This is a genomic window from Staphylococcus arlettae, assembly GCF_025560845.1.
GTDB classification, from domain to species: domain Bacteria; phylum Bacillota; class Bacilli; order Staphylococcales; family Staphylococcaceae; genus Staphylococcus; species Staphylococcus arlettae.
Genome location: NZ_CP094803.1, coordinates 1,712,589 through 1,732,669, shown reverse-complemented (window position 1 = coordinate 1,732,669; position 20,081 = coordinate 1,712,589). Strand labels below are relative to the sequence as shown.

Below are 20,081 nucleotides of genomic sequence, written 5' to 3'. Positions count from 1 at the left end.
GTTTCTATATAAATGTAAAGTTTTGGCTTTCTATAAACCCGACTATTAAATATATCATGAGTAAAATTCCAAAGCAATTTTGCAAGCTATTTATTGTAATGAAGCTTTAAAGCTAACGTGATGAGAGTTATGTCTTTTTGAGTGAAATATGCTACACTAATTTTATTTCTATGCAATTAAATAAAAGTGTTGAGGTAGTAACATCAATATAAGAAACTACTGGGGGTTAAAAGATCATATGAAAAAATTTATACAAGAACATTATAAAAACGTCTTATTTTGTTTAATTGGCTCATTTATCAATGCACTTGGTGTTAATTTGTTTATTATTGGTGCCAATATGGGGGACGGTGGTACGATAGGTATCGCGTTGGCATTAAAATATACATTAGGATTTTCTCCTGCAATAAGTTCATTAATTATTAATACCCTCGTTATTATAATTGGTTGGAAATTTTTAAGTAAATGGACTGCAGTATATACGTTTATTACAAACACTTCACTCTCGTTATTTTTAGATTTAACGAGTAGTTGGCACCTTGGACTGCATGATTTTATTATTAGTGCAGTATTTGGCGGTGTCTTTATTGGTATTGGTTCAGGTTTTATCATAGCTGCCAACAGTACTTCTGGTGGTACCTCAGTTGTAGCAAAAATGCTTAATAAATATTTTGACGTGAAAACATCACAGGGCATTTTTATTTTAGATGGTATTGTGGTATTATCATTTTTACTCGTATTACCAGTCAAAAATGTCTTGTTCACTGTAATAATGCTCTTTATTACAGAAAGAGCTACAGCATTTATTGTCGAAGGCTTTAATCCGAAAAAAGCAGTTACTGTTATTTCGTCAGAGAATGAGAAAATTAGTGATGCCATTAATTCCTTTACTGGAAGAGGGTCCACACTGCTTAATGGTAAAGGTGGTTACGGAAAAACTGAAACGAGTATGCTGTATGTCGTAGTACCTCAATCACAAGTTACTCGTGTAAAAAGGATGATAAGTGAGATTGATGATAATGCATTTTTAGTTATTCATGATGTTCGTGATGTCTTAGGTAATGGATTTATGAATGTGAAGTGATGGATCGTACAGCGCTTTATTCGATTTCTCAAAGTATATGTTTTATCATTAAGTTACTGAAGTAATGAAAGGGGAATTAGAATGAGCATACCCAAAGTCACAACATTTTTAATGTTTAACGGTAATGCTGAAGAAGCAATAAATCTCTACATGGATGCTTTTGAAGATGCTGAAATATTATCGATGGTCAAATATGACGAAGAGAGTGGGGAAATGGCTGGTGCAGTACAGCACGCTATTTTTAGAATTAAAGACCAAGTGTTAATGGCCATTGATAATATAAATGGAGTCGATATAGAAATAACACCAGCAATGTCTCTATATGTAACAGTTGATAATGCAATGGAGATGGAACGTTTATTTAGTAAATTAAAAAGTGGTGGTGCTATTTTAATGCCGAAAACGGAAATGCCACCAACTTTCAAAGAATTTACATGGATTGTTGACCGTTTTGGAGTCAATTTCCAACTTGCCTTACCAGAAGAAAATTAATAATAAAAATCCGAAGTTCTATGCAATGACAGAACTTCGGATTTTTGTTTATTCGTTTTTCATAGATTGAATGTGATTATAATCTGGTGTTACAAATAAAGTTTTTTGATTATCATAAGTGACAAAACCTGGTTTGGCACCTGAAGGCTTATGCACATGTCGAATTTCAGTGTAATCTACAGGTATTTGACTAGATAATCCAGCTTTAGAAAAATAACCTGCTAACATAGCCGCTTCTTTAATGGTATTTTCCGTAGGATTGTCAGCCAATATAACTACATGTGACCCAGGAATATCTTTAGTATGGAACCATAAGTGATGTTTTGCTGCTTTTTTATTCGTTAAATGGTCATTTTGCTTATTGTTTTTACCGACTAATATGGGCATACCATCTGTTGATGTGTAACTTTGTAAATGTATCGTGTGTTTCTTTTTTTGTTTTTGTTGTTTTCGCTGCTTCATAAATCCTTGTTCAGCAAGCTCATCTCTTATATCATCAATTTCATCAACTGAAATGTGCGTTAACTGTTGCTCTATACTTTCAAAGTAAGCAATGTTTTCTTGTGTTAATTCCATTTGATGTTGTAATTCATGTTCACGTGTTTTCAATTTATTGTATTGTTTATAATAATGTTGAGCATTAACTGATGGTGATTTTGTTGGATTTAATGGAATTGTCAATTCTTCGTTCGTATAATAATTCAATACTGTAACACTATCATCACCTTGTGCAATACGATAAATATTAGCAGTAATCAATTCACCAAACAGCTGTTGTTGTTCTTTGTCCTTAGTTCCTTCCAGTTCAGCTGCCAATTTGGATAATTTATTTTGATTTTTTTGCAATTGTTGATGAACAAATTTTACTAAATCATTCGCACGTTGTTTAACACGTTCGCGTTCGCCACGTGCATCATAGTAGCGATCTAATAGTTCATTTAATGAAGCATAAGTTGTTATATCATCATCGAATTGGTGCAGGCGCATAAAATAAAAATCCTCTTTGCCTGTTTCGTGATTTTTGTGGAATATAGGTACAGGTGTTTCATTTACTTCAGCCATAACTTCATCAAATGCCACTGGTAAAGTTTGTGTTGTCATAAATTGTTGCCTATTAACAATTTCATTTGCAATTAACGGACTAAAGCCTTCAAACGTATTGAGTAACTGCTTAGCAATTTTACCGCTATTAAAATCAATGTATTGTAAAGCATCCGTACCAGTCACGTTGAATGGATTAATTTTATTTTGTGTTGGCGGTGCATCATAAGTAAAACCAGGCATTACAGTACGATATTGATTTGTGTTAGGAGTAAGATGTTTAAAGCCATCGATGATTTTACGCTTATCATCAACTAAGATTAAGTTACTATGTTTACCCATAATTTCTAAAATAATTGTGCGGTATATAGTGTCACCAATTTCATCCTTGCTTTCGACATCAATTTCAATACGACGATCATTGTCGATTTGACGAATTGCTTGAATAAACCCACCCTCTAAATGCTTACGAAAGACACGTGCAAACATAGGTGGGTTAAATGGATTGTCATATTTTTTATCCGTAATTTGTAGACGAGAAAAATTTGGATGTATAGATAGTAATAGTTGGTGATTTTTGCGATTTTGACGAACTACCATAATAATTGTATCGTTTTCGGGTTGATTAATTTTATGAATTCTACCACGTGTTAAAAATTGTAGAGATTCAATCATTTTTCTAGTGAACAGGCCATCATATGCCATTTTTTTCAGCCACCTTACATTAAGTCATTCATTTAATTGTAACATGTAGAGAATCATGAGTCATAGTTAAAGTTTATATGAGTATGCTATACAACTGAAGTGTGGTTATGGTATTATATGTTAATAATATAGTATAGCTTAGAGAGGTTATAAGTCATGGATAATGAGAAAGGTTTGTTAATCGTTCTTTCTGGGCCATCCGGTGTTGGAAAAGGTACGGTAAGAAAAAAAATATTTGATGATCCAACTACTTCCTACAAATATTCTATTTCGATGACGACACGTGAAATGCGTGAAGGAGAAGTAGATGGTGTAGATTATTTCTTCAAAACTAAGGCTGAATTTGAAGAATTGATTAAACAAGATCAATTTATCGAATATGCAGAATATGTTGGAAATTATTATGGTACGCCAGTTCAATATGTTAAAGATACAATGGACCAAGGTCATGATGTTTTTCTAGAGATTGAAGTCGAAGGTGCGAAGCAAGTACGTAAAAAATTTCCAGATGCGTTATTTATTTTTCTGGCACCGCCGAGTTTAGACCATTTACGTGAACGTTTGGTTGGTCGAGGTACAGAATCGGATGAAAAAATCCAAAGCCGTGTGCTAGAAGCACGCAATGAAGTTGAAATGATGAATTTATACGATTATGTGGTAGTTAATGACGAAGTTGATTTAGCTAAACAACGTATACAATCTATTGTTGCTGCAGAGCATTTAAAAAGAGAACGTATTGAAGCAAAGTATAGAAAAATGATATTGGAGGCCAAAAAATAATGTTATATCCACCATTAAACCAATTAAGTGACAAAATTACTTCTAAATATTTAGTAGCTACTACGGCTGCTAAACGTGCAAGAGAATTAGAAGATCACGAAGACACTGAATTATTAGAGAGATACCGTTCTAAAAAAGCTGTAGGCAGAGCTTTAGAAGAAATTGCTGGCGGTAAAGTATATCCTGATAAAGTTGAAAAATAACTTTTCTAAGCTATTGGAATATTGATAGATTGGCACACCCTGAAATTCAAGGTGTGTCTTTTTTATAACAATGTTTTTTTGTGTATAATGATTTTAATAGCACTTATAACAGTGACGATATTTCTGTTACTTAAGTAGCAATAGATAATTAAACAGAGACCGATGTTAAACATGGAGGTAAATGGAAAATGAAACGAATTTTATTAGCCGTTTCGGGTGGCATTGCAGCATATAAAGCCATTGATTTAACGAGTAAATTAACTCAAGCAGGATATGAAGTTAGGGTTATGCTCACTGAAAATGCACAAGAATTTGTAACACCATTAGCGTTTCAAGCAATTAGTAGAAATCCAGTCTATACCAATACTTTTAAAGAAGAAAATCCTGCTGAAATTCAACATGTCGCATTAGGTGATTGGGCAGATGCAATTGTCGTGGCACCAGCAACAGCAAATCTAATTGCTAAATTAAGTAATGGCATTGCAGATGATATGATAACGTCTACCTTATTAGCTACAGAAACACCTACATTTATTGCACCGGCTATGAATGTACACATGTATGAAAATAACAGAACGCAACATAATATGGCTGTTTTGAAATCAGATGGCTATCAATTTTTAGAACCTGGTGAAGGGTATTTAGCATGCGGTTATGTAGCAAAAGGGCGTATGGAAGAACCGCTTCAAATTTTAACGCGTTTAGAAACATTCTTTAACGAAGAGCCAGTAACAAATCACACACATAGTTCCTTTGCTGGCAAGCGTGCTTTAGTAACTGCAGGACCAACTATAGAAGAATTGGATCCAGTGCGTTATTTGTCAAACCATTCTTCAGGTAAAATTGGATATGCTTTATCAGAAGCATTGGCTGATAGAGGTGCCAAAGTAACATTAGTGTCGGGACCCACCCATTTAGCTCAGCCTGAACACGCAAATATTGAAGTGATACAAGTACAAAGCGCCGAAGAAATGTTCGAAGCGGTGAAGTCTAAATACAAACAGATAGACATTGTTTTTAAAGCAGCTGCAGTATCTGACTATACACCAGCAGAAGCGTTAACGCATAAATTAAAAAAGCAAGATGGCGAATTAGCTGTCACATTTAAACGTACACCGGATATTTTAAAATATTTAGGGGAACATAAAACACATCAATATTTAGTGGGCTTTGCTGCTGAAACTCAACATATTACAGAATATGCTCAACAGAAACTACAAAAGAAGAATGCCAATGTAATTATCGCTAACAACGTAGGTGATAAGTCAATTGGATTTAGCTCGGATGACAATGATTATACAATGCATTTTGCTAATCAAGAGGTTATAGCATTAGGTAAAGATACTAAAATTAGTTTAGCAGCGAAAATTTTAGACGCATTAGAAACTAGGTGGCAATAAAATGATAGCAAAAGTAATCGTCGACATACCATCGAAAAGTGTAGATTTCACCTTTGATTACATTATTCCTCAACGATTACAATTTATGATAGCAGTTGGAATGAGAGTTATAGTGCCATTTGGCCCACGTACGGTACAAGGTTATGTAATGCAAATATCTGAAGAACCAGATTCATCCATTGAGCTTTCAAAGTTAAAAGAAATCAAAGAAATACAAGATATTAAACCTGAACTGACTACTGAATTAATAGACTTAAGTGCATGGTTTAGTAAATATTTTGTGACCAAACGCATTTCTATTTTAGAAATCATGCTACCAAGTGCGCTCAAAGCTAAATATACGAAAGTTTTTACTATACAAGATACTGAGCAAGTTCCGAGTCACTTACTAGCAAAATTTGATTCACAGGGACAATATGCATACAAAGAAGCACAAAAAAATAACGACTTAGAGTCGCTATCTCAATTGTTATCAATAGGTGTCGTTGCGGAACAAACGATATTATCGCAAAATACTAAAAAGAAAAAACAACGTGCAGTCAAAGTTGTGCCAGAAGTGGACCATGAAGCGGTATTAAATGATCTAGCAAGTACTAAAAAATTACAAAAACAACATGACTTATATGCCTACTTACTCGAAGAACAACATCATACAGTATTATTAACAGAGCTAGAATCAATGGCATTTTCTAAATCAAGTATTGATGGTCTTGTGAATAAAGGTTGGATAGAAAAGTATGATACTGTAATTTCTCGTGATCCATTTGAAGCTAGAGTCTTTGAAAAAGAAGACAATCAACAACTAACTGCAGATCAGCAACAAGCATATAATAGTATATTAGAAACGATAAAAGCCGAAAAACAACAAACATATTTATTACATGGGGTTACAGGTTCAGGTAAAACGGAAATTTATTTACAAACTATCGAAGAAGTATTAAATAAAGGGCAACAAGCCATGATGTTAGTACCAGAAATTGCATTAACTCCACAAATGGTATTGCGATTTAAACGGCGTTTTGGTGATGATGTTGCGGTGCTTCACTCAGGCTTATCTAAAGGCGAACGCTATGACGAATGGCAAAAAATTCGTGATGGTCAAGCGAGTGTTAGCGTAGGTGCACGTTCCAGTGTATTCGCCCCTTTTAAAAATTTAGGGATGATTATTATTGATGAGGAACATGAATCTTCATATAAACAAGAAGACTATCCTCGTTATCATGCTAAAGACATTGCAGAATGGCGTAGCCAATACCATCAGTGTCCATTAGTTTTAGGAAGTGCTACACCAAGTTTAGAATCATATGCACGTGCTGAAAAGGGTGTTTATCAATTATTATCTTTACCGAATAGGGTAAATAATCAAGCGTTACCAGAAATAGATATTGTTGATATGCGTAAAGAATTAAGTGAGGGCAATCGTTCGATGTTTTCAGAGAATTTACGTAGCGCTATTCAACAACGGTTAGTTAATAAAGAACAAATCGTCCTTTTTCTAAATCGTCGTGGTTATGCTTCATTTATGTTATGTCGTGACTGTGGTCATGTACCACAATGCCCAAATTGTGATATTTCGTTGACGTACCATAAATCATCAGACTTACTAAAGTGTCATTATTGTGGCCATCAAGAACAACCGACAAATCAATGTCCAAATTGCGAAAGCGAGCATATACGTCAAGTTGGTACCGGAACACAGCGTGTAGAAGAATTGCTACAACAAGTATTTTCAGAAGCACAAATTATAAGGATGGATGTAGATACTACGTCGAGAAAAGGTGCTCATGAAAAATTGTTAAATGATTTTGGTGCAGGCAAAGGTGATATTTTACTAGGCACACAGATGATAGCTAAAGGGTTAGATTTTCCTAATATTACTTTAGTAGGTGTCTTAAATGCGGATACGATGCTCAACTTACCAGACTTTAGATCAAGTGAACGCACTTATCAATTGTTAACTCAAGTCTCAGGTAGAGCTGGAAGACATGAAAAAGAAGGCCAAGTAATTATACAAACATATAATCCTGAACATTATGCTATAAAAGATGTGCAAGCGAATGATTTCACTGCATTTTATTATAAAGAGATGAATTATCGAAAATTAGGTAAATATCCACCATATTTCTTTTTGATTAATTTTACGATAGCACATCAAAATATGAAAAAAGTTATGGAAGCATCTAAACATATTCATCAAATATTATTACAACACATTTCTGATAAAGCTTTTGTTTTAGGTCCGTCACCAGCTGCTTTGTCACGTTTAAACAACGAATATCGCTTTCAAATACTGGTAAAATATAAAAATGAACCAGCATTACATGAAGCTTTACAATATTTAGATGATTATTATCATGAACAATATATAAAAGACAAATTATCGTTAAAAATAGATATCAATCCACAAATGATGATGTAAAATAGGTTGATAAATGGCTTTATGCCAATATTTTCAAGAGTTTGATTACCTTATTAAATAATAAAAAGGGCAGATAGTTTAACTTGAACTATTCACTAAGCTAGAGAAAAGATACCTGAAAGATTTAAACAGTTCATATACAGAACAGAGATAAACCCTTCGCATTAATTTGCGAAGGGTTTATTTATTTCAATTTATATGTTGTAGTGATTTATGCCTATTTTTGCGAGAAAAGCACGAGCCGAAGACTACGCAGGCTGAGGCAGTGCCCACGGAAAGCATGCACAAAAACTGCCAACAAAGTCTAAGTCCAATTTCACATTGACTTAATGTAATAAATAATTATTAGGAAATAATTCAGAGATAAACATCATTTTAGTTGATCTCAATTGTCATTTGATGTATTCAACATAATAGACAACTTTACTACTTAATATAAATACCAATATTTTCCTATCATAAATGGCAGCTTTTTGAGCTGACTCCTGCGGGAAAAGCACGAGCCGAAGACTAAATAGGCTGAGGCAGTGCCCGCGGAAAGCATGCACAAAAACTGCCAACAAAGACGGTAACTTTGTCGACAGTCTGGTATAGAATGATGTCTCTATAGATGGAAGAATATTTAATCATTGATGTTAAATTATTGTTTTTACTAACAATAATTAATATTTTACCTTTCAATTATACTGTCTATACAAACATATAAATGAATTATAGAATTTACTATGTGGAGTGACTTCCGCTTCACATTAATATTAACTTAAATCTATGATGACCGAGATATATTTACAACTACTAAGCAAAGAGGCTAGGACAATGTTGATTCGTCCTAGTCTCTTTTCATATTGACAATACTGGTTGCATTGAAAATGCGCTTCAAATCAAGTTTTTTTCAACGTTAAGTTAAAAAATAATTATACAATATAATGACCGACATATTTACTTTTTACAAGTTAGAATGCTATATTATTTATAATTCACAAACGTATACAGTAATAAATGGTAAGCGTTGGAAACAAAATAATAGGTAAGCCCACTTTTCAAACTCAGAACACTTTCATAAATAAAAATACCTTCATCTATAACATTAAGTAAGGAGAAATTAACATGCCATATAATAAATATAATCAACAAATTGGTTTCGCATTGCCAGACTTTGAAATGCCTAAAAAACCTACTGCACAAGTATTAGAAGGTAATTATAGCCGCTTAGAAAAAATTGATAATACACATATTGATGATTTATTTAAAAATTTAGGAAATGAAAAAGACAATAATAATTGGACATACTTACCAAGAGAGCCAATCACTGATTATAATCAGTTTAAACAATTTATTCAAAATCAAATTGACTCAACAGATCCTTACTTTTTCGCAATAGTTGATAAAGAAACAAATGAGGCATTAGGTGAATTAGCGTTATTAAGAATTAATGTACAGGATGGATCGATAGAAGTAGGTCATATACAATATTCAACAAAGTTACAGCGCACACGTATCGCCACGGAAGTTCATTTTTTATTAGCTCAATATATTTTTGAAACTTTAGGATTTCGACGTTACGAATGGAAATGTGATGCTTTAAATAAAGCTTCATTTCGTAGTGCCCAACGTTTAGGTTTTACCTTCGAAGGTATTTTTAGGCAACATAAGATTTATAAAAATAGAAATCGTGATACAGCTTGGTTTTCAATGTTAGATGCGGAATGGCCTGAAATCAAAAGTGAATTTCAGCGTTGGCTCATACCAAATAACTTTACTTCAACTGGTGAACAACGGACGAAACTTACAATGAAGGAATAAAAATAGATTGTGAAAGTTGTAGTAACTTGTGATAAATCGAGAGTTACTACTATTATGGCATGTATAAGTAGATAAAATTTAAATTATTTAAGAGACGTGAGGACGAACTATTACTTATGACGAAGTAAAGTGACCTTACGTCTTTTTGTTATTATATTAATTGCTCACTCTAGAAGTGTAATTAACTACAAAGCATTATGTCACTGAGCAGCTCAAATTATTATAATTAAGGTGGAAATATTTTGAAGACGTAGTTAGACCTGTAGTATATTTAATTCCAAACGTATCTGGATATTAAGGTCGCAATTTCACCTGAGATAAGTTATAATTGTATGATGAATTTTTGAGAGGTGGCAATGCCATGACGATTCGGCAACTGGTAGCAAAACAACATCCAATATTAACGAAGAAAATAAACAAAGTGGAACGTTTTGATAGCGAGTTAGCGCAGTTACTATTAGATTTAGAAGACACTATGTATGACGTCGAAGCATCTGCGTTATGTGCTCCACAAATTAATATAAATTCTCAAGTTGCAATAATAGATATGGAAATTGACGGTTTATTACAACTTATCAACCCAGTCGTTATTAAGCAATCAGAAGAATGTACAACAGATTTAGAAGGTTCCATAAGTTTACCTGATGTATACGGAGAAGTAACTAGAAGTAATATGATTGTAGTACAAAGTAATGATAAAGAAGGCAATGATGTAGAACTTACTGCATATGATGATGTAGCACGCATGATTTTACATATGGTAGATCATTTTAATGGTGTGTTGTTTACAGAGCGCGCTGAAAAAATTTTAACTGAGGATGAGATGGAGGCGTATTTTGACGATGAGTAAAATAATTTTTATGGGTACACCAGATTTTTCTACAAAAGTATTAGAAATGTTAATTGCAGAACATAATGTTATAGCAGTAGTGACTCAACCAGATAGACCTGTAGGGAGAAAGAAAACTTTAACAGCACCGCCTGTTAAAGAAGTAGCAGTAGCACAAGGTATTCCAGTGTATCAACCTGAAAAGTTAGCGACATCTGAGGAATTAGATACGTTAATTAATTTAGAGGCTGATTTGATAGTGACTGCTGCATTTGGTCAACTTTTACCTACAAGCTTACTTGAAGCACCAAGATTAGGGGCAATCAATGTTCATGCTTCTTTATTACCAAAATATAGAGGTGGTGCACCTATCCATCAAGCAATTATTGATGGCGAATCCCAAACAGGAATTTCTATAATGTATATGGTAGCTAAGCTTGATGCCGGTGATATTATTGCACAACAAGCTATCGATATTGAACAAACAGATGACGTCGGTACGATGCATGATAAATTAAGCTTTTTAGGTGCAACTTTATTAAAAGAAACATTACCATCAATCATTAATGAAACGAATGAGCGCACACCACAAGATGATGCACACGCTACATTTGCTTCTAACATTAGTAGAGAAGATGAACACATTAATTGGAAGCAGTCAGCAGATGAAATATATAACCACATTCGTGGCTTATCACCTTGGCCAGTTGCTTATACTACATTAGACGATGCAAACATGAAGATCTATGCTGCTAAAATCGAACGTAATAAACAAGGTGAAGCAGGAAAGATTATCGAAACGACTAAAAAAGCTATTATAGTAGGAACAGGATCAGCTGATGCAATAGCGTTAACTGATATTAAAGTTGCGGGGAAAAAACGAATGCTTGCTGCAAATTATTTAAGCGGTGTCCAAACGTCACTTGTTGGAAAGGAACTTAAATGATGACAACTACGGCTAGAATGTTAGCTTTTGATTCGTTACAAGCGATTATTAACGACAAAGCGTATAGTAATCTTGAAATAAATAATATATTATCTGAATATCCATTATCACGTGCAGATAAAAATTTATATACAGAAATAGTCTATGGTACATTAAAACGTAAATATACGTTAGATTATATGTTGAAACCTTTTGTGCAAACTAAAATTAAAGGATGGGTCAGACTCTTATTATGGATGAGCATTTATCAACATGTGTATTTAAATCGTATACCACAACATGCCATTATTAATGAAGCGGTGGAAATAGCTAAGTATAAAGGCGGACCGCATAATGGTAATGTAGTAAATGGAATTTTACGTAATTTCATGCGCACAGAATTACCTGATTTCAGTAATATTAACAATGATCAAACACGTATTGCAATAGCATACAGTCTTCCTAAATGGCTAGTAAAACATTGGGTTACTCATTTTGGTATTGAGAAAACTGAAGCGATGGCGCAATCATTTTTGACAAAAGTAAATCAAACCGTCCGTGTTAATACGACTCAAACTACAATAGAAGCAGTCATTGCAAAATTACAAGATGAAGGATTTGAAGTGGAACAAGATCACGATATTGCTGAATGTTTACACATTAAAGGTAACACTATAATTGAGTCTAGAATTTTTAAAGATGGTTTAGTATCTATTCAAGATAAAAGTTCAATGTTTGTAGCGAATGTTTTAGCACCCGAGCCTGGCGACAGCGTTTTAGATGCGTGTAGTGCACCTGGAGGAAAAGCATGTCATATCGCTGAGCTGATGGCAAACCAAGGGCAAGTAGATGCAACAGATATACATGAACATAAAATAGAATTAATCAATTTTAATAAAAGAAAGTTACGATTATCTAACATTTTGAGTTATCAACACGATGCTACGCAAAAATATGATAAAGTTTATGATAAGATTTTAGTTGATGCGCCATGTAGTGGCTTAGGTGTCTTGCGCCATAAACCTGAAATTAAATATGAACAAAGTCAAACGTCTATTCAAGCATTGTTAGAATTGCAATTAGAGATTCTAAACAATATCAAACACAATGTGAAACCAGGTGGTACGATCGTGTATTCAACTTGTACAGTTGAACAATTAGAAAATGAAAATGTAATTTATACATTTTTAAAAGAAAATAAGGATTTTGAATTTGAGTTGATTGAACATCCAATTACTAAAGAACAAGTGAAAACGATGCAGATTTTACCACAAGATTTTAACTCTGACGGCTTCTTTATTACTAAAATTAAAAGGAAGGAACAATAATATTATGATTACAACGGAAAAAAAGAAGAAAAATAAATTTCTTCCAGATTTTGAAAAGCAATCGATTTATTCTTTGCGTTACGATGAAATGCAAAATTGGTTGGTAGAACATGGCCAACAAAAATTCAGAGCAAAACAAATCTTTGAATGGTTATATGAAAAACGTGTTGATAGTATAGATGAAATGACAAACTTGTCAAAAGAATTAAGAAATCTACTAAGCGAACATTTTGCAATTACTACATTAACAACGGTAGTTAAACAAGAAAGTAAAGACGGTACAATTAAGTTTTTATTTGAATTACAGGATGGCTATACAATAGAAACAGTATTAATGAGACATGAATATGGTAATTCGGTGTGTGTTACGACACAAGTAGGTTGTCGAATTGGTTGTACATTCTGCGCGTCCACACTCGGAGGTTTGAAACGTAACTTAGAAGCAGGAGAGATTGTTTCACAAGTACTTACTGTACAAAAGGCCTTAGACGAATCAGAAGAACGCGTTTCTCAAATTGTTATTATGGGAATTGGAGAACCGTTTGAAAACTATGATGAAATGATGGATTTCCTAAAAATAGTAAATAACGATAATGGTTTAAACATTGGTGCGAGACATATTACAGTTTCAACATCTGGTATTATACCGCGTATTTATGATTTTGCTGATGAAGATATTCAAATTAATTTTGCAGTGAGTTTACATGGAGCAAAAGACGAAATACGTTCAAGATTAATGCCTATAAATAGAGCTTATAATGTTGAAAAATTGATGGAAGCTATTCATTATTATCAAGAGAAAACAAACCGTCGTATCACATTTGAGTATGGTTTATTTGGTGGTGTCAATGACCAACTAGAACATGCACGTGAATTAGCACATCTTATTCAAAAATTGAATTGTCATGTGAACTTAATTCCAGTAAACCATGTACCTGAACGTAATTATGTAAAAACGCCAAAAGAAGATATTTTCAAATTTGAAAAAGAACTTAAACGATTAGGTATTAATGCAACAATTAGACGTGAACAAGGTTCTGAAATTGATGCAGCTTGTGGTCAATTAAGAGCAAAGGAACGTCAAGTAGAAACGAGGTAGAACCAAATGCTAAAGGCACAAATTTATTCTGACAAAGGTCAATACCGTGAAAATAATGAAGATACAGGTGGCATATTTTACAATAAAACACAGCAGCAATTGCTTGTTTTATGTGATGGCATGGGAGGTCATCTAGCAGGTGAAATTGCTAGCCAATACGTAACAAACGAACTGCAAAAATGTTTTGAAGAAGAAAATCTGATAGAACCTGATCAGGCAGAAAGTTGGTTACGTACAACATTAAAACGTATTAATAGAGAACTTTATCAGTTATCGACAGACCGCCCTGAATATAGTGGAATGGGAACCACTTGTGTCTGTGCATTAGTCTTTGATGAGTATGTAGTAGTAGCAAATATTGGTGATTCACGTGCTTATCTAGTGAATAGTCGAGAAGTTGAACAAATTACAAATGATCATTCTTTTGTTAATCATTTAGTAATGATTGGTCAAATCACAGAAGAAGAAGCATTTAATCATCCACAACGTAATATTATTACGAAGGTAATGGGGACAGATAAATTAGTATCACCGGATATATTTGTGAAAAAAACTAATTTCTATGATTTTTTGATGTTAAATACAGATGGATTAACCGATTATGTTAAAAATAAACCGATTCAAGATATTTTGAATGATGAAGATGCAACAATGGATAGTTTAGGACATTCGCTTATTGATATCGCATTGACGAATGATTCCAATGATAATATTAGTATAATACTAGCTAAGATTGAAGGTGATAAAGTATGATAGGTACAACGTTGAATGATCGTTACAAAGTGTTAGAAAAACTTGGTGGCGGTGGAATGAGCAACGTCTATCTTGCTGAAGATACGATATTAAATCGTAAAGTTGCTATTAAAGCAATTACGATTTCTCATGGTGAAAAAGAAGAAACGATTAAACGGTTTGAACGAGAAGTACATAATCTAACACAATTGTCCCACGAAAATATTGTTAAAGTATTCGATGTAACTGAGAATGAATCGAGCTTTTTTATAGTAATGGAATATATTGAAGGACCAACATTGTCTGAGTTTATTCAGGCACATAGTCCGTTAGAAATTGATACAGTTATGAATTTTACTAATCAAATTCTTGATGGTATTAAACATGCACATGATACGGGTATTGTACACAGAGATATTAAGCCTCAAAATATATTAATTGAAAAAGACAAAACACTTAAGATACTTGATTTTGGCATTGCTAAAGCTTTAAGCGAAACGACAATGACGCAAACAAATCACGTCTTAGGAACTGTGCAATATTTGTCACCAGAACAAGCAAGAGGTGAAGCAACTGATAGTGGTACAGATATTTATTCAATTGGCGTAGTATTATATGAAATGCTTGTAGGTAAACCACCTTTTAATGGTGAAAATGCAATTAGTATTGCTATTAAACATATTCAAGAAGCAATACCTAATGTTTCAGATCATCGTACAGAAATTCCTCAAGCATTAAGTAATGTAGTATTGAAAGCTACTGAAAAAGATAAGGCAGATCGCTATCAATCTATAGATGCAATGACAACAGATTTAAACAGTGCATTGTCATCTGAACGTGCCGCTGAGGATAAATATGTATCCGAAGATATGACAACTCAAACGATTGCTATTGATAAAGATGAAATAGCAAATAAAGCCAAACAAGAACAAATTAAAGACATCGACCAAACGATGCAAATACCAATTGTAGAACAACAAAAATTCCAGTCATCAGAAGAGCAAATCTATGCGGTGCCAACTAAAAAAAGATCCAAATATAAAAAGTTCTTTTATGCCTTCATATTCGTTTTATTATTATTTGGCTTATTCGGTTTTATAGCTATGGGGATGTTTGGCAATAAATATTTAGAAACTCCTGACTTAAGTGGTAAAACAGAAAAAGAAGCTGAACAAACATTAAAGGATAATAATTTAAAATTAGGTGAAATATCTAGAGCATATAGTGACAAATATGATGAAAACAAAATTATTAAAACATCACCTAAAAAGGGTCAAAGATTAGAAGAAAAAAGCACAGTTGATATAGTATTATCAAAAGGACCTAATAAAAAAGAAATGCCGAATCTTTATGGTTTATCTAAAGAACAGGCATTAGACAAATTAGAAAATCTTGGTTTTGATAATGTAAAAGTCACTGAATCATATACGAAAAATAATACACCAAAAGGATTAATTGAAGATCAAAATAAAACTGCAGGCGATAGAGTTAAATTGTCTAGCCAAATTAAACTAACGCAATCTTTAGGTGTTAAACAAGTACATGTCGACAATTACGAGAAAAAACCATTTAAAGAAGCGAAAGAAGCGCTAGAAGCCAAAGGTTTTGATGTTGCTGTAACCGAAGAGCGCAATCATGATAGCATTAAGAAAGACTCGGTTATTAGTCAATCTCCAAAAGATGAAGAAGTTGATGAAGGTTCAACAGTTAGTTTTGTAGTTTCTAAAGGTAAAGAAGAAAAAGATGATGAGTCAGACGTAAAAACATATACTGAAACTTTCAATATAAATTATGGTGGCGAAGACGATGAGAGTCAAGAAGTTAAAGTTTATGTTCGTGACAAAGATCATTCTGGTTCTTCTGCAACTCAAACTTTCAAAATTAAAGATGACAAAACAATTAAAATACCTATGAAAATAGAAAAAGGTGAAACTGCAGGTTATACTGTCCGTTTAGATGGCAAAATAATCGCAGATAAAGACATACCATATGATTTTTAATAATTGATGGAAGGCTAGATAAAGTAGTGAATTGAGTGACTGAGAAGTGCTCGATTTGGCATAAAGTGAAGTTAAGTGCATGTATAAGCTTTACTTTATGTCATTACTACTTTTTATCTAACCTTTTTTAATTAATATTATTTATTATTTAATTTTATAAGCCTTTGCTATAATAATAGAAGTAAACATACTGAAGAGAGGTGCTAGATTGAAAACAGGCCGTATTATTAAATCTTTGAGTGGCGTTTATCGTGTAGATGTCGATGGTGAAATGTTTGATACTAAGCCTAGAGGATTATTTAGAAAAAATAAGTTTTCACCTATTGTGGGTGATGTAGTGGATTTTGAAGTTGAAAATATTACTGAAGGATATATACAAAATGTGCATACTAGAAAAAATGAACTTAAACGTCCACCTGTGAGTAATGTAGACCATTTAATTATAGTGATGAGTGCGATAGAACCATCATTTTCTACACAACTATTAGATCGATTTTTGGTTATTGCTCACTCATATCATATGCGGCCGCGCATTTTAGTTACGAAAAAAGATCTTTTGACGACGGAAGAAGTTCACAAAATTACAGAGCTTCTAACAATTTATGAAGCTATGGGTTACCAAACACAATTCGTTGGATTAGAAGATGATATTTCTGCAATTTTTGACGCTTGGGGAAATGGTTTAGCAGTATTAAGTGGTCAGTCAGGTGTTGGTAAGTCCACTTTATTAAATCACTTTTTCCCAGAGTTAAATATTGAAACGCAATATATCTCTAAATCATTAAATCGAGGTCGTCATACTACACGACATGTAGAATTGTATGAACGGCATAATGGTTTTATTGCAGATACTCCAGGTTTTAGTGCATTAGATTTTGATCATATTCAAAAAGAAGAACTAAAATCGTATTTTGTCGACATTGCTGAATATGGGGAGTTGTGTAAATTTAGAGATTGCAACCATATAAAAGAACCAAAATGTAATGTCAAAATTGAGTTAGAAAATAACAACATTGCCCAATTTCGTTATGATCATTATGTTCAATTATACAACGAAATTAGTAACAGAAAGGAACGATACTAATGGCAAAAATTTATCCTTCATTATTATCAGCAGATTTTTTAAAATTACAAGAAGAGTTAACACAAATAGAAGCATCAGGTGCAGATGGTGTCCATTTTGATGTGATGGATGGACAATTTGTTCCAAATATATCAATAGGATTACCTATTTTAGAAGCAGTACGTAAAGGAACAACATTACCCATTGATGTCCATTTAATGATTGAACAACCTGAACAATATGTTGAATTATTTGCGCAACACGGTGCAGATATGATTTCAGTACATGTAGAAGCAACACCTCATATACATAGGGTAGTGCAACAGATTAAAAATCAAAATGTGAAAGCTGGAGTGGTTTTGAATCCGGGTACACCTATAGATGCCATTAAACCAATTATAAACATGGTAGATTATGTTCTAATTATGACAGTGAATCCAGGTTTTGGTGGCCAGGCATTTATCGAAAATAGTCTAGCTAAGATAGAAAGTTTAGCTGAGTTGAAATCACAACTAAATTTAACTTTTGATATTGAAGTTGACGGTGGCATTAATGATATGACAGCTCAACAAGTCATTAACAAAGGCGCAACAATGTTAGTCGCTGGTTCCTATTTCTTTGGACATAATGATTATGCAACTGCGACAAAACAACTGAAAGGTTGATAATATGAAAGCTAAAATTCTATGTGGTAACCGTAATTTGCCGGCTCAATTACTCGAAACCGCAAATGATGACCACTGGATTGGTGTAGATAGAGGCGCGCTCATTTTAATACAACATGACATTACACCTAAGCTGGCTGTCGGAGATTTTGATTCAGTCACAGATAAAGAAAGAATGTTACTTGTTGAAACGCTGAACATAAACCCCGTTGAGGCTGAAAAAGATGATACAGATCTAGCACTAGCAATAGCAGAAGCAATTGATGCAGGATATGATGATATAGAAATATATGGTGCTACTGGGGCGCGATTGGATCATTTTATGGGTGCTTTGCAAATTTTAGAAAAGCCTGAATATCATCAAGGTAATGTCAATTTGCGTATCATTGATGCTCAAAATGAAATACAATATTTACCACAGGGTCAGCACATAGTTAGTAGAGATGAATCTTATCAGTATGTATCTTTTATACCAGTCATTTATCCAGTTACGATTACATTGCAACATTTTAAATACGAATTATTCAATCAGACATTAGCACTCGGTTCTACATTAACAGTGTCTAATGAGTTGAATGAGGAACGGGGCAAAGTGATAATCGATAATGGTAGTTTGTTAATGATTAAAAGTAAAGATGCTTAAACATAAAAAAAGACCAATCCTCCACATAAGGACTGGTCTTTTTAATGTGCATTATATTTATTAAACTCTAGTAACTTTACCAGATTTTAAAGCACGTGCAGAAACCCAAACTTTTTTAGGTTTTCCGTCTACAAGAATTCTAACTTTTTGAAGGTTAGCATTCCATCTACGTTTAGTAGAATTTAAAGCGTGTGAACGATTGTTACCAGTTGAAGCTTTACGACCTGTTACGTAACATTGTTTGCCCATGAAAGTACCTCCTTTAATAAATATAAATACACGTGTCTACTACATACTTGGATAATATATCATAAATTGAAAGTCATGGCAATAAAATTATAAATATTTAACATTGTACTTTTACAGTGAATAAATTATGCTATAATTATACGATGTGAAATATAGTAGATTTTTCTACGATGCGTTAATTGTAATTCTAAACAATCAAACATCTGTTGAGGGAAAATTTTGAGGGGGCCTATAAAATGACATTGGAAATTAAAAATGATTATGGTAATATCAATATTTCAAATGAAGTGATAGCTAACGTTGTTGGTAGTAAAGCAGTGGAATGTTATGGCATTGTAGGAATGGCTTCAAGACAACAAGTTAGAGATGGCATTGCAGAAATACTTGGGCATGAAAATTATGCTAAAGGTATTGTGGTTAAAGAAAATTTAGGTGAAATAGTTGTGGATATGTATATTATCACAAGTTATGGTGTCAAAATATCTGAGGTCGCAAGTAATGTTCAATCTACAGTTAAATATACATTGGAACAAACATTAAAAATAAAAGTAAAAGCAATTAATATATACGTACAAGGTGTGCGCATAAATAACGGCATGAAAAACTAGGAGGATATTATAG

The 20,081-nt window shown here is 33.2% G+C and carries 19 protein-coding genes; 17 read left to right on the top strand and 2 right to left on the bottom strand.

Features of this window, described 5'->3' with window-relative positions:
* Nucleotides 1–238: 238 nt before the first annotated feature.
* Complete coding sequence (locus tag MUA37_RS08460) at nt 239–1,084, top strand: YitT family protein (RefSeq protein ID WP_002510933.1); 846 nt, start codon at nt 239–241, stop codon at nt 1,082–1,084.
* 81 nt (nt 1,085–1,165) lie between these two features.
* Entirely contained in the window at nt 1,166–1,576 is a 411-nt protein-coding gene (locus MUA37_RS08455) for a VOC family protein (RefSeq protein WP_002510934.1), read from the top strand.
* Nucleotides 1,577–1,624: 48 nt separating this feature from the next.
* Here the strand turns inward: MUA37_RS08455 and MUA37_RS08450 are convergent, their stop codons facing one another.
* On the bottom strand, nt 1,625–3,322 hold the full coding sequence (locus tag MUA37_RS08450; protein ID WP_193325356.1) for an Rqc2 family fibronectin-binding protein: 1,698 nt from the start codon (nt 3,320–3,322) through the stop codon (nt 1,625–1,627).
* A 156-nt stretch (nt 3,323–3,478) separates the two neighbouring features.
* Between MUA37_RS08450 and gmk the strand changes: the two genes are divergently transcribed.
* The 14 genes from gmk (at nt 3,479) to MUA37_RS08380 (ending at nt 19,211) form a co-directional block, all read left to right on the top strand.
* Complete coding sequence (gene gmk, locus MUA37_RS08445) at nt 3,479–4,102, top strand: guanylate kinase (protein WP_002510936.1); 624 nt, start codon at nt 3,479–3,481, stop codon at nt 4,100–4,102.
* Complete coding sequence (rpoZ, locus tag MUA37_RS08440) at nt 4,102–4,305, top strand: DNA-directed RNA polymerase subunit omega (RefSeq protein ID WP_002510937.1); 204 nt, start codon at nt 4,102–4,104, stop codon at nt 4,303–4,305. Before gmk ends, rpoZ begins: the two co-directional genes overlap by 1 nt.
* 188 nt (nt 4,306–4,493) lie before the next feature.
* Nucleotides 4,494–5,705, top strand: a complete 1,212-nt coding sequence (gene coaBC / locus MUA37_RS08435) for a bifunctional phosphopantothenoylcysteine decarboxylase/phosphopantothenate--cysteine ligase CoaBC (RefSeq protein WP_021458914.1) — start codon at nt 4,494–4,496, stop codon at nt 5,703–5,705.
* A gap of 1 nt (nt 5,706) precedes the next feature.
* A complete protein-coding gene (gene priA, locus MUA37_RS08430; protein WP_262624498.1) occupies nt 5,707–8,124 on the top strand; it encodes a primosomal protein N' in 2,418 nt (805 codons plus the stop codon).
* Nucleotides 8,125–9,231: 1,107 nt separating this feature from the next.
* On the top strand, nt 9,232–9,927 hold the full coding sequence (locus MUA37_RS08425; protein ID WP_021458912.1) for a GNAT family N-acetyltransferase: 696 nt from the start codon (nt 9,232–9,234) through the stop codon (nt 9,925–9,927).
* A 361-nt stretch (nt 9,928–10,288) separates the two neighbouring features.
* Nucleotides 10,289–10,777: a peptide deformylase gene (locus MUA37_RS08420; RefSeq protein WP_021458911.1), complete on the top strand. Its 489-nt coding sequence runs from the start codon at nt 10,289–10,291 to the stop codon at nt 10,775–10,777.
* A complete protein-coding gene (fmt, locus tag MUA37_RS08415) occupies nt 10,770–11,702 on the top strand; it encodes a methionyl-tRNA formyltransferase (RefSeq protein WP_262624497.1) in 933 nt (310 codons plus the stop codon). The genes MUA37_RS08420 and fmt overlap by 8 nt, the downstream gene beginning before the upstream one ends.
* Nucleotides 11,702–13,009 carry a 16S rRNA (cytosine(967)-C(5))-methyltransferase RsmB gene (gene rsmB / locus MUA37_RS08410; RefSeq protein ID WP_193325359.1) on the top strand — a complete coding sequence of 436 codons (1,308 nt, stop codon included), beginning with the start codon at nt 11,702–11,704 and terminating at the stop codon, nt 13,007–13,009. Before fmt ends, rsmB begins: the two co-directional genes overlap by 1 nt.
* A gap of 4 nt (nt 13,010–13,013) precedes the next feature.
* Nucleotides 13,014–14,108 carry a dual-specificity RNA methyltransferase RlmN gene (gene rlmN, locus MUA37_RS08405; protein WP_262624496.1) on the top strand — a complete coding sequence of 365 codons (1,095 nt, stop codon included), beginning with the start codon at nt 13,014–13,016 and terminating at the stop codon, nt 14,106–14,108.
* Between the two features lie 6 nt (nt 14,109–14,114).
* Nucleotides 14,115–14,861: a Stp1/IreP family PP2C-type Ser/Thr phosphatase gene (locus MUA37_RS08400; protein ID WP_002510944.1), complete on the top strand. Its 747-nt coding sequence runs from the start codon at nt 14,115–14,117 to the stop codon at nt 14,859–14,861.
* Nucleotides 14,858–16,840 carry a Stk1 family PASTA domain-containing Ser/Thr kinase gene (gene pknB / locus MUA37_RS08395; RefSeq protein ID WP_262624495.1) on the top strand — a complete coding sequence of 661 codons (1,983 nt, stop codon included), beginning with the start codon at nt 14,858–14,860 and terminating at the stop codon, nt 16,838–16,840. Before MUA37_RS08400 ends, pknB begins: the two co-directional genes overlap by 4 nt.
* A gap of 208 nt (nt 16,841–17,048) precedes the next feature.
* Entirely contained in the window at nt 17,049–17,924 is an 876-nt protein-coding gene (gene rsgA / locus MUA37_RS08390; protein WP_021458909.1) for a ribosome small subunit-dependent GTPase A, read from the top strand.
* Nucleotides 17,924–18,568 carry a ribulose-phosphate 3-epimerase gene (rpe, locus tag MUA37_RS08385; protein WP_002510946.1) on the top strand — a complete coding sequence of 215 codons (645 nt, stop codon included), beginning with the start codon at nt 17,924–17,926 and terminating at the stop codon, nt 18,566–18,568. Before rsgA ends, rpe begins: the two co-directional genes overlap by 1 nt.
* A 4-nt stretch (nt 18,569–18,572) precedes the next feature.
* Nucleotides 18,573–19,211, top strand: coding sequence for a thiamine diphosphokinase (locus MUA37_RS08380; RefSeq protein ID WP_002510947.1), 639 nt, complete (start codon nt 18,573–18,575; stop codon nt 19,209–19,211).
* Nucleotides 19,212–19,271: 60 nt separating this feature from the next.
* Here MUA37_RS08380 and rpmB read toward each other — a convergent pair whose 3' ends face one another.
* Complete coding sequence (gene rpmB / locus MUA37_RS08375; RefSeq protein WP_002510948.1) at nt 19,272–19,460, bottom strand: 50S ribosomal protein L28; 189 nt, start codon at nt 19,458–19,460, stop codon at nt 19,272–19,274.
* A gap of 236 nt (nt 19,461–19,696) precedes the next feature.
* On the opposite strand from rpmB, the gene MUA37_RS08370 reads away from it, so the two are divergent.
* Entirely contained in the window at nt 19,697–20,068 is a 372-nt protein-coding gene (locus MUA37_RS08370) for an Asp23/Gls24 family envelope stress response protein (protein ID WP_002510949.1), read from the top strand.
* The last annotated feature ends 13 nt before the right edge of the window (nt 20,069–20,081 follow it).

What these genes read in the sequence shown, in the direction of transcription:
- MUA37_RS08460 (WP_002510933.1), top strand. Translation starts at nt 239, where the DNA reads ATGAAAAAATTTATACAAGAACATTATAAAAACGTCTTATTTTGTTTA.
- MUA37_RS08455 (WP_002510934.1), top strand. Translation starts at nt 1,166, where the DNA reads ATGAGCATACCCAAAGTCACAACATTTTTAATGTTTAACGGTAATGCT.
- MUA37_RS08450 (WP_193325356.1), bottom strand. Translation starts at nt 3,322, where the DNA reads ATGGCATATGATGGCCTGTTCACTAGAAAAATGATTGAATCTCTACAA.
- gmk (WP_002510936.1), top strand. Translation starts at nt 3,479, where the DNA reads ATGGATAATGAGAAAGGTTTGTTAATCGTTCTTTCTGGGCCATCCGGT.
- rpoZ (WP_002510937.1), top strand. Translation starts at nt 4,102, where the DNA reads ATGTTATATCCACCATTAAACCAATTAAGTGACAAAATTACTTCTAAA.
- coaBC (WP_021458914.1), top strand. Translation starts at nt 4,494, where the DNA reads ATGAAACGAATTTTATTAGCCGTTTCGGGTGGCATTGCAGCATATAAA.
- priA (WP_262624498.1), top strand. Translation starts at nt 5,707, where the DNA reads ATGATAGCAAAAGTAATCGTCGACATACCATCGAAAAGTGTAGATTTC.
- MUA37_RS08425 (WP_021458912.1), top strand. Translation starts at nt 9,232, where the DNA reads ATGCCATATAATAAATATAATCAACAAATTGGTTTCGCATTGCCAGAC.
- MUA37_RS08420 (WP_021458911.1), top strand. Translation starts at nt 10,289, where the DNA reads ATGACGATTCGGCAACTGGTAGCAAAACAACATCCAATATTAACGAAG.
- fmt (WP_262624497.1), top strand. Translation starts at nt 10,770, where the DNA reads ATGAGTAAAATAATTTTTATGGGTACACCAGATTTTTCTACAAAAGTA.
- rsmB (WP_193325359.1), top strand. Translation starts at nt 11,702, where the DNA reads ATGACAACTACGGCTAGAATGTTAGCTTTTGATTCGTTACAAGCGATT.
- rlmN (WP_262624496.1), top strand. Translation starts at nt 13,014, where the DNA reads ATGATTACAACGGAAAAAAAGAAGAAAAATAAATTTCTTCCAGATTTT.
- MUA37_RS08400 (WP_002510944.1), top strand. Translation starts at nt 14,115, where the DNA reads ATGCTAAAGGCACAAATTTATTCTGACAAAGGTCAATACCGTGAAAAT.
- pknB (WP_262624495.1), top strand. Translation starts at nt 14,858, where the DNA reads ATGATAGGTACAACGTTGAATGATCGTTACAAAGTGTTAGAAAAACTT.
- rpe (WP_002510946.1), top strand. Translation starts at nt 17,924, where the DNA reads ATGGCAAAAATTTATCCTTCATTATTATCAGCAGATTTTTTAAAATTA.
- MUA37_RS08380 (WP_002510947.1), top strand. Translation starts at nt 18,573, where the DNA reads ATGAAAGCTAAAATTCTATGTGGTAACCGTAATTTGCCGGCTCAATTA.
- rpmB (WP_002510948.1), bottom strand. Translation starts at nt 19,460, where the DNA reads ATGGGCAAACAATGTTACGTAACAGGTCGTAAAGCTTCAACTGGTAAC.
- MUA37_RS08370 (WP_002510949.1), top strand. Translation starts at nt 19,697, where the DNA reads ATGACATTGGAAATTAAAAATGATTATGGTAATATCAATATTTCAAAT.